Source organism: Terrabacter carboxydivorans (assembly GCF_039532035.1).
GTDB lineage: Bacteria > Actinomycetota > Actinomycetes > Actinomycetales > Dermatophilaceae > Terrabacter > Terrabacter carboxydivorans.
In genome coordinates, this window is record NZ_BAAARE010000044.1 from 1 (window position 1) to 9,698 (window position 9,698).

Annotated in this window: 9 protein-coding genes and 1 pseudogene; 5 read left to right on the plus strand and 5 right to left on the minus strand. The window is 69.3% G+C overall.

What is annotated here, in order from left to right:
- The 3 genes from ABD297_RS23140 to ABD297_RS23150 form a co-directional block, all read right to left on the minus strand.
- On the minus strand, positions 1–215 hold a 215-nt coding region (locus tag ABD297_RS23140; protein WP_344257499.1), incomplete at its 3' end, for a hypothetical protein.
- Positions 216–489: 274 nt separating this feature from the next.
- The gene (locus ABD297_RS23145) at positions 490–1,119 is read right to left on the minus strand and encodes a hypothetical protein (protein WP_344257500.1); all 630 of its coding nucleotides are present in this window, start codon (positions 1,117–1,119) and stop codon (positions 490–492) included.
- 61 nt (positions 1,120–1,180) lie between these two features.
- Positions 1,181–2,254, minus strand: coding sequence for a transposase (locus tag ABD297_RS23150; protein ID WP_344257501.1), 1,074 nt, complete (start codon positions 2,252–2,254; stop codon positions 1,181–1,183).
- Positions 2,255–2,983: 729 nt separating this feature from the next.
- Between ABD297_RS23150 and ABD297_RS23155 the strand changes: the two are divergent.
- The 5 genes and pseudogenes from ABD297_RS23155 to ABD297_RS23175 all read left to right on the plus strand — a co-directional run bounded on the left by ABD297_RS23155 (position 2,984) and on the right by ABD297_RS23175 (position 9,328).
- A pseudogene (locus ABD297_RS23155) lies at positions 2,984–4,288 on the plus strand (IS256 family transposase).
- Between the two features lie 419 nt (positions 4,289–4,707).
- On the plus strand, positions 4,708–5,103 hold the full coding sequence (locus ABD297_RS23160; RefSeq protein WP_344257502.1) for a hypothetical protein: 396 nt from the start codon (positions 4,708–4,710) through the stop codon (positions 5,101–5,103).
- A gap of 747 nt (positions 5,104–5,850) precedes the next feature.
- Positions 5,851–6,258 carry a response regulator gene (locus tag ABD297_RS23165; protein ID WP_344257503.1) on the plus strand — a complete coding sequence of 136 codons (408 nt, stop codon included), beginning with the start codon at positions 5,851–5,853 and terminating at the stop codon, positions 6,256–6,258.
- The gene (locus ABD297_RS23170) at positions 6,258–6,719 is read left to right on the plus strand and encodes an Hpt domain-containing protein (protein ID WP_344257504.1); all 462 of its coding nucleotides are present in this window, start codon (positions 6,258–6,260) and stop codon (positions 6,717–6,719) included. Before ABD297_RS23165 ends, ABD297_RS23170 begins: the two co-directional genes overlap by 1 nt.
- Positions 6,716–9,328 (plus strand): response regulator, encoded by a 2,613-nt coding sequence (locus ABD297_RS23175; RefSeq protein ID WP_344257505.1) that lies wholly within the window; start codon positions 6,716–6,718, stop codon positions 9,326–9,328. Before ABD297_RS23170 ends, ABD297_RS23175 begins: the two co-directional genes overlap by 4 nt.
- 62 nt (positions 9,329–9,390) lie before the next feature.
- Here the strand turns inward: ABD297_RS23175 and ABD297_RS23180 are convergent, their stop codons facing one another.
- Together ABD297_RS23180 and ABD297_RS23185 are read right to left on the minus strand one after the other, a co-directional pair.
- Entirely contained in the window at positions 9,391–9,558 is a 168-nt protein-coding gene (locus tag ABD297_RS23180; RefSeq protein WP_344257506.1) for a hypothetical protein, read from the minus strand.
- Between the two features lie 22 nt (positions 9,559–9,580).
- Positions 9,581–9,698: integrase core domain-containing protein (locus ABD297_RS23185; RefSeq protein ID WP_344257507.1), on the minus strand; the 118-nt coding region annotated here is incomplete at its 5' end.

Here is a 9,698-nt window from a genome sequence, read left to right on the forward strand (position 1 = left end):
GCGGCACACCATCGGCGACCAGCCGCCGGATCAGAGCCCAATCCTCCACTGAGATCACCCATCCAATCTGTCTGGGTGGCCTCGTTTTCGACCGTCGCTATGGCCTCATTTTCGAGCGTCGTCGACACACCCACGTAGGTACCGAAACCCGTGTCCGTAACGCCTGACAGGCCGCCCTCGTTATGTTGGTTACACCCGAGCAGAAGTTCGGCCACGCCGGGCTCCGCACAGGGTCCTGTCCGGTTCCATTAGTTCGATCCCCCCCACCGATCCGGCAGGTGGCGCTGCCGACGTACCCCCCCGAGCGTCGGCAGCGCCCTCCCCGGTCGGGCGTGGGCACGCGTGGGCGATCAGGGCCGGATCCGCGCCTCGAAACCTCCGGCCCCGCGTCCAGGTTCATCGGACCCGTGAAGGCTGCCAGCCGAGCCAAGAGCGTGGGCCCGTTTGCCCACCGTCTGCGGAGACCGGACTTCTGCCGAGAGCGTTGTTTCAGCAGGTGACCTTGTTGAAGGACAGGTGCGGAGCGTCAACGAAGGGGGTCTGCCCCGGGGTCCAGCTGGCGTGGGTGGTGTAGTGGACGGACAACTGCCTCCCGTCGGTGAGGGTCCCGGTGACGTTGACCGTGCCGTGGATGACGGCGGAGGACTGGTTCGCTGAGACCCCGAACCAGTCGGTGATGTGCCCGCTGAGGATCGTGTCGGCCGGGCCGATGATGGTGGCGCTGACGATGTTGCCCTGGGAGTCGAACACGAGGTCGACGCTGGATGGTGGGTAGAGGGTCAGGGTGCCGGTGCCGGTGAAGGTGTTGGTCGCCCAGAAGTCTTGAGCCTTGTTGGCGTTGACGTGCTCGACGCCGTTGCCGGTCATGTCGAGGAACGGCAGGTCGTTGACCAGCCAGGCTGGACAGGTCGATGCGTTGGTGGGGGTGCCGAGCGGTGTCTCGAAACCCTTTTGGTTGGTGAAGTGTGCCGTCTGCGCGCACGGGCCAGTCATCGCGGGCGTCCCGCACGCCAGCGGCGGCGGGTTGTCGGCGGATGCGGGGCTGCCGGCGAGCAGGACGATGACGCTGGCGCAGCCAAGGACGGCGATGGCGCGTAGGTGTCGGAGGTGACGAGCCATGAACTTCTCACTCTCTGCTGACGGCTCCCCCGAGGGGCCCACTCCACCGAGCAGGACGCTCCTATGGATCGTCAAGTAGTTGCGGGTGGGTGTTCGAGGGTTCGGAAGAGGTCTCTGGCGATGTAGCGCTTGAGGCAGCGTTTGATCTCGCGGCTGGTCTTGCCCTCGGTGGTGCGTCGGGCGACGTAGTCGCGGGTGGCTGGGTCGTAGCGGATGCGGGACAGGGGGCGATGGTGTTCAGAGCGCGGTTGAGCTGGCGGTCGCCGTAGCGGTTGAGGCGGTGCCGGGTGGTGACCTGGCCGCTGTTGGCCGGGATGGGTGCGGCGCCGGCGAGCATGGCGAAGGCGGCCTCGGAGTGGATCCGTCCGGAGTGGGACCAGGCGCACAGCACGGTCGCGGCCACGATCGGGCCGATGCCGGGCTGGGCGAGCAGGTCCGGGCGCCAGGACCGGACGATCTTCAAGATGGCCTTCTCGTGCTCGGCCGCTTCCTGTCCCAAGGCCCGGGCTCGGCGGGCCAGGGACCGCAGCGTGGTGACCGTGACGGTCGTCTCGGTGTCCCAGGACGGGTGAACGCGAAGCGCGGCGGCGATCCGCAGCATCGCCGGTAGCTTCAGGCCGCGGAACCGGGCGCGGATCGGTTCGGGGGCGGCGACGACGAGGCTGAACAGCTGCCGTTGGGCGTCGGTGCCGGCCTCGACCGCGGAACGGCGCGCAGCCAGCAGCACCGACAGGGCCTGTCGGTCCCCGCCACCACGGGGCGTGCCCAGTCGGGCCCGCGACAGCGCCTCCCGAGCGGCGCGGATCGCATCCAGGGGGTCGGACTTGGCGCCGTTGCGTCGCCGCGCGCGTTCCGGGCGGTCGAGCTCGACCACGACCTCGGCGTGGCGGGCCAGGTGACGGGCCAGGCCGGCGCCGTGGCCGCCGGTGCCCTCGATCGCCCAGGCTCTCAGCGTGGCGTGCTCGTCGGCGAAGGCCTGCAGCTGGGTGTAGCCGTCCGCGGTCGCCTCCACGGTGACCTCGCCCAGGACGCCACCGGTACGGGCATCAACCACGGCCGCGGAATGGGTGAGCACATGGGTGTCGACGCCGATGACGACATCGACCACCTCACCAAGATCAGTCAGACTGGTCATGCGTTCTCTCCTTGCCTGGAACGGGGACGTGGTTCCCGGTCCGGGTGGAGACTCGGCAGGACTGTGATGAGACACGACGGGCGCCGTTAACGCTCGACGGTCAAGCTCCTGATCAGGCCAGCTGCTCCGCTCAGGCCGGGGCCGACGGACGTGAGCGGACAAGTCCACCGGAAGGCACGAAGCCAGTCAGTCGAAGGGTCACACCCACGCCCGTCAGCCACAGCCCAGCACGATCAGGCTGCAGAAGCGATCCTCACAGTCAGCCGAGTGGTGGTCCCGTCGAACAACGGGACGACAAAAACTCTAGAACCGGCACCTGAGCGTCGGAGTCCCTTTACGTCAGTTCGCCGGCTCCCGCACGCAATTCGGAGCCACAGCCGCTCCCCCCTGTCACGCCGCGACGCAAAAGGAGTCTTCCGGCTGCCCCCCCGGCTGTTTCAGCAATGCCCCACGGGTGGTTAGTCAGGACTGCTTGGACGCCAGTGCCACGAGGTCGTCGTAGAGCCGAGGCACGCATTGCTTCTCGCGGAGCTTTAAGGCCACAGGTCTGGCACGCGACCGCAACCCGGCCACCCACAACCAGTCCAGTACGAGCTCAGTATCTAATGGACCGTTCTTGGTGCTGCCCCGATGGTGTCGCCCCCATCGAGCACCCGGGAGGGGGCTGTCCGATGAATGGTGTTTCTGGCCCGGCACGCCGACGCAGTCGGCGAGGAAGCCTGGTCACCGATGACCGAGACACTCAAGGGCATGAGCGCCATGCCCAAGGACGCGAAGAAGACCGCCAGCCCAGGTGAGGCTGAACGGGCCGCGGGGCGTGAGCTGGTCAAGGCCGCCCGCGCCCGCGGGGAGGAGCTGACCGGTCCGGACGGTCTGCTGAAGATGATCACGGCCACGGTGCTGCAGGCCGCCTTGGACGAGGAGATGACCGAGCACCTGGGTCACGAGAAGCACCAGCCCGCGGTCGCTCCGGACGGGAACGTCCGTAACGGCACCCGGCCCAAGACGGTGCTCACCGACGCCGCCGGTGAGGTGAGGATCGAGGTCCCGCGCGACCGTGTCGGCACGTTCGAACCGGTGATCGTGGCCAAGCGCCAGCGGCGGCTGGCGAATGTCGATGCGATCGCGATCTCGTTGTACGCCACGGGTTTGACCACCGGAGAGATCTCCGCGCATTTCAACGAGATCTACGGCGCATCGGTCAGCAAGGACACCGTCTCGCGGATCACCGACACGGTCGTGGAGGAGATGCAGTCCTGGGCCTCGCGGCCGCTTCAGGGCGTGTACGCGGCGATCTTCATCGACGCCATCTACGTCAAGGTCCGCGACGGGCAGGTCGGCAACCAGCCGTTCTACGCCGCGATCGGGGTGGACCTGGGCGGGCGCCGGCACGTGCTCGGGCTGTGGGCCGGCAAGGGCGGTGGTGAGTCGGCGAAGTTCTGGATGAACGTGCTCGCCGACCTGAAGAACCGGGGCGTAGCCGACGCGTTCTTCATCGTCTGCGACGGACTCAAAGGCCTACCCGACAGCGTCAACGCGGTGTACCCGCAGGCCATCGTGCAGGCGTGCGTGATCCACCTGATCCGGGCCACGCTGCGCTACGCCTGCCGCTGGTCCTGGGACCAGCTCGCCAAGGACCTGAAGGCGATCTACACCGCTCCTAGCATGGAGGCGGCGTGGGCGGCGTTCGAGAGCTCGAGGAGAAATGGGGCAAGCCGTACCCCGCGATCCCCAGGCTGTGGCGGGCGGCGTGGGAGGAGTTCACCCTGTTCCTGGCCTAAGACGTCGAGATCAGGCGGGTGCTGTTCTCCATGAACGCGATCGAGTCGCTGAACGCGCGCTACCGGCGAGCGGTCGGAGCCCGGGGACAATTCCCGACCGAGCAGGCCGCCCTCAAGTGCCTCTTCCTCGTCACCCGCGGGCTGGACCCCAAAGGGCATCGGGCAGGCACGATGGACCATCCGGTGGAAGCCCGCGCTCAACGCTTTCGCTGTCACCTTCGCCGACCCCATGCCGGCCGCTGAGAACCTCTGAAGATCACGTGCCAGAAACACCGTTCACCGGACAGCCCCTCGCCGACCAGCGGGGTGGCACCAATGCGCGAGCTGCCCGTCCTGGGGTTGAGACCGAGGACCCCGCGAAGCCAAGCCTCAGTCCTGCTTCAAGACCCACGACCGTGAGGGGCGCGCTTTAGACGGGGGTGCGCCGTCCAGGGTCCCGGCGCGGTTCGGTCGGCGGCGTGCTCCGTATCCTGGAAGCAGCGACACCACGCTGTGTCACGTGAGGCGCTATGGGCGTTATGCGGCACTTGATGACGGCAAGGCGGGGCGCAGTTCGCGGTTTCGCCCGCGCGCCTGCACGCCGAGGAGTATCCCGGGACCAGGGCCACCTCGCCGAGCGGCTCGCCGGACGACATCCGGCCGTCCGGAACGGCTATGGAGAGGACACCACAGATGCGTCGTACCCTACTTTCCGGCGTCGCGGCCGTGCTCATGGTCGCGGTCACCGCCACTACGGCCCTGGCCGATTCCTGCGCCAACGTCAGTCGTTCCGCCCCCGCGGGCTGGACACCGGCGACCACCTACTCCGCTCCACTCGTTCAAGGCGGCTGGATCTGGCTCCCGAGCCTCACCGCGGTCTTCGGCCCGAACGCGCAGTTCCCGCCGTTCTGGGGCAAGATCACCCCGGGCACGCCGGACTCCATCCTGCTGGGGGCCCCCGGTGCCAACGGCAACTACACCAACGGCAAGACCGTGTCCCTGCTAGGCGTGTCCGCCATCTGCCAGCAGAGCAGCCAGGCCTACGTGGTCAGGCAAACCGATCACGGCATCCAGTCGGGCTGCGAGTAGAAAGCGCGGCACGGAAAGCACCCTCCCACCGTCCCAACAGCACGTCACGGTGGGAGGGTGCTTCATGCCCGGGGTCGGCCTGCTCGTTCTGATGCCAGCCTTGACCCTGCGGCTTTCATGCGCAGGGAACGGCGTCCGAGTTAGGGGTGACCAGTCCGACGTTGACACCCGACTCGCCGGGCCGCCAACCAAGATTTCGCAGGCAGCGGCGCCCGTGCCTTGGGCCTCGCCCATTCGGCGCGGTCCTCGACGGGCGCAACGCGGCATCGGGCAGGTCGACGCCGTCCAAAAGCAGCGGCAGGGAAAGGGCGTGAGCCAGCCGCGGCAAGTCGGGGTCCGCACGCTCGGAGGCATCGAACACTCGAGGCGCCCAGCGCCCACCTGGTCGATGAGCACCTCACTCCGTTCCTCCAAGACGCCGCGACCCCCCGGCCGCGGATACGACCCCCGGCCGAGCTTCGCGGAACTACCGCGCCCGGACGCACACACGCATCGGCAAACCTAGGCACTCCCGTCCCGAAAACAGTGGGGACAGCGTGCGGTGACAGGCGACGAAACGCCCTCATCTCACTGCTTGTGCACGCGCCCGCAACGTTCAACGCCGGACCTGGCCTCAGGAAGGCAACGAGTCTCAGAACCCCAACCAACCCAGTGACAGCACTGGCCCCATAACTACGTTTGCGACACAGAAAGAGGGCACACTGGACAAATGCCGCCGAACCATACCGATCCCGCAACGTCCTACCCGTGAGCAGCGCCCCGTCGCCCCCGATGTCATCACCTCGCCGTCGGATCTTGGTGGTGGATGATGACGACCTCATCCTCGAGGTTGCCCAGATGAGTCTGGAAGTGGTGGGCGGCTGGGAAGTGACGACGGCCAACGGGGCCCGGGACGGGCTGGTCCGGGCGCGTGCGGAGCACCCGGATGCGATCGTCCTGGACGTGATGATGCCCGGGATGGATGGTCCGACGGCGGCGCAGGCCCTCAAGGCCGACCCGGAGACCGCGGACATCCCGATCGTCCTGCTCACCGCGAAGGTGCAGTCGGCAGACCGGGACCGCTTCGCCGACCTGCCCGTCGCAGGGGTGCTGGCCAAGCCGTTCGACCCGATGCGGCTGCCTGCGGAGCTGGGCTCCCTGCTCGGGTGGACCTGATGGCTCCGGGTGCACGCACCCCCTCGGGCGAGCCGGCAGCAGACGCCTTCCCTGACCCCCGCCCGGAACCCGACATGGACGAGGCGATGGCCGTCTTCCGGGACCGGGCCGCGACTGCCAACCGTCACCGGGCCCGGGCCATCGCCGACGCGTTCGACGCGATGAGCAAGGGCACCCTCGCCTCGGCCGAACGGGCCGAGGCCCGAGCGGCGGCGCACACCATCGCCGGCTCCGCCGGCACGTTCGGCTTCGCTGAGGCGAGCCGGCTGGCCCGGGAGATCGAGCAGGTGTGGGACGCGCTGAACCTCCCTGCCGACCACCCCGAGGGCGGTGGTGTCGACGTGGCCGAGCTCCTGCGGCGCGGCCTCGACCTTCTCGCCCGGCTTCGCGACTCCCTGGGCGAGGAGCCGGCCCAGCAGCCGGATCCGAGTCCTGACCCCCAAGAGAGGGAACGCCCGTGACATCCCCACCGGCGCCAAGCCATCCCGGCACGGCTCGGGCCGCCGGGCAGCGCCGATCGCTGCCGCCGTGGTTCGTGGCAGCCGTCGCCCTGCCCCTGCTGGTGGTGGCGACCGCGTTGACCGGGTTCGCCGGCGTCCAGCACGCGCACGAGGACGCCATCCGCCTGCTCACCGCGCAGCGGTACCAGCAGAACGCGGACATGCTCGATGACGCCATCTACGGAGACGTGCTGGCCGCGGTCCTGAACGCGGGACCAGCCGCGTCCAGCCCCGCGGCGCTGCCGCAGTCGGTCGGTGAGCACGTGACAGCCCTCACCGAGGACCTGCGCCGTCTCGACGAGGCAGCCCTGCCGGGATCCGTCACTGCGGCCCTGCACCCGCTCCAGCGCGACCTGCAGTCCTACGTCGCGCAGGCCGAGACGCTGGCCGACCTTGCCGTCGTCGATCATGCCGCCGCCCGGGGCCAGCTACCCGCGTTCGAGCGCCTCTACCGGTCGCTGACCCAGCCCGAGGCTGCGTTGACGGCGGCGCTGTCCGCCGAGGCCGCGTCCCGCACCGTGGCCGCCGATGACCGGCAGTCGCGCGCCGTCGCGTGGACGTCGCTCGCCGCCGCCGCCGTCCTGGCCGCCATGCTGTCCCTCGCGGTCCTGCTCTACCGGCGCGGGCGGCACAACGAGGCCCTCCTGCGAGACCTGCAGGTCAACGGAGAGCAGCTGGCGCACAGCAACCAGCAGCTGCACGCCGCACAGCAGCTGGCGCACATCGGCAGCTGGCAGTGGGACACCGCCACCGGGGTCACCGACTGGAGCGAGGAGTTCTACCGCATCCTGGGTCTCGACCCGGATACCCCCGGCTCCCACGAGGAGCTGTTCGCCGCCCGCGTGCACCCGGAGGACCTGCCCGAGGTCATGCAGGCCCGCGCCCGGGCCGCGCAGTCTCAGGCCGACGTCGGCGGCCACTACCGCATCGTCCGGCCGGACGGGGCCGTCCGCGAGGTGGTGGCCCACGGCAGGGCGCTGAGCGACGAGCACGGCAAGGTCGTGCGACTGGTCGGCACGATGCAGGATGTCACCGAGCAGCGGGCCCTGGAACGGATGAAGGACGAGTTCGTCGGCGTCATCAGCCACGAGCTACGCACCCCCTTGACCTCGATCCGGGGGGCGCTCGGGCTGATCGCCAGCGGCGCCGTCGGGACGCTGCCGCCCAAGGCGCAGCGGATGGCCGACGTCGCGTTGAGCAGCTGCGAGCGGCTGGTGCGGCTGGTCAACGACATCCTCGACGTGGAGAAGATGGCCGCCGGCAAGCTCGAGCTGGACCTGGCCCCGCTGGCCGCCTCCGACGTCATCGCGGCGGCGACCCAGGAGATGCAGGCGATGGCCGACCAGGCCGGCGTCACCCTGACGGCACGCCCCGGCGGCGCGGTGGTCCTGGCCGACCGCGACCGGGTGACCCAGGCCCTGACGAACCTCATCAGCAACGCCATCAAGTTCTCCCCACCCGGTGGCACAGTCCTCGTCTCGGCCGGCCCCGCCCAGACCCCGGACACCGCCGACACCGGGCAGTCTGAGAACGTCAAGAGCGACGGGGAACTGGTCCAGTTCACCGTCACCGACCAAGGGAGCGGCATCCCGGCCGACCAGGTCGAGGCCGTGTTCGACCGTTTCATCCAGGCCGACGCCTCCGACACCCGCGCCAAGGGAGGGACCGGGCTGGGGCTACCCATCTGCCGGGGCATCGTCGAACAGCACGGCGGACGGATCTGGGCCACCAGCGAGCCGGACCGGGGCGGCACGTTCACCTTCACCCTCCCGGCCGCAGCGGACCCCGGCCAGGCCACCGACGCGGCCAGGGACACGGGCCCGTTACCCGTCGGCGCCGTCCTGATCTGTGACGATGACCCAGCCGTCGTGGAAGTGCTCGCCGAGATGCTCGAGTCCCACGGCTACGAGACCCTGCGTGCCCACAGCGGTCCCGAAGCCCTCACGCTGGCTGCCGACCAAGCCCCGGGCCTCATCCTCATGGACCTGCGGATGCCAGGAATGTCCGGCTGGGAGGCCATCGCAGCGCTGGGCGCCGACCCCGCGACCGTCGACATCCCCATCGTCATCCTCAGCGCGCTGGCTCCCGACGACATCGCCGTCCCCTCCGCCTCGTCCTGGCTGACCAAGCCCATCGACCAGCACGCCCTGATGTCCTCGCTGCGCCGGGCGCTGGGATCGACCGCGACCACGAGCGTGCTGATCGTCGAAGACGACGAGGAGCTCGCCGAGGTCCTACGGGCCTTCTTCACCGACCACGGCATCCACACCCGGGTCGCCCGGACCGGCGAGCAGGCCCTGGCCATGAGCCGTGAGGTACCCCCGGACCTGCTCGTCCTCGACCTGGGGCTGCCGGACTTGAACGGCTACGAGGTCGTCGCCGCGATGCGCCACGACAACCGGCTGCGCTCCCTGCCGCTGCTGGTCTACACCGGAGCGGATCTCACCGCCGACGACCGCCGACGCCTCCGGCTGGGTGAGACCCGCTTCGTCAGCAAGTCCGGACCAGCCTCGACCGACTTCGCCCGCCAGGTCATCAGCCTCCTCCACCAGGTCACCACCGACGCCTGAGGCGCGCTGCCGAGTGCCGCAACTCCCAAGCCCACCGGCCCAGCAGCGCAGCTTCTGATGTCCTAGTAGTCCAGACCTGCCAGAGGCACGAGCAGGGGGGCGAGGCTCGCGTGCCGGGAGGCCTCGCGCAGCACCTCGGTGACGTCCGCGTTGAATCGGTCCACACCCTCGGCTTTCGCCAACAACAGCATGGCCAACGAGGTGACCGGGTTCACCCACTTCAACAGCACGTCCGCGCCTAGGTGTACCCGGTCATGACGTTGGTGACAGTCGGCTGACGGGCGGGAGCCCTTGCAGGGCGGTGTGGCGTCGTCGAGTGTTGTAGTCGTGCAGCCAGGGCGCAAGGGCTGCGGCTCGCTCGCCGTTGCTG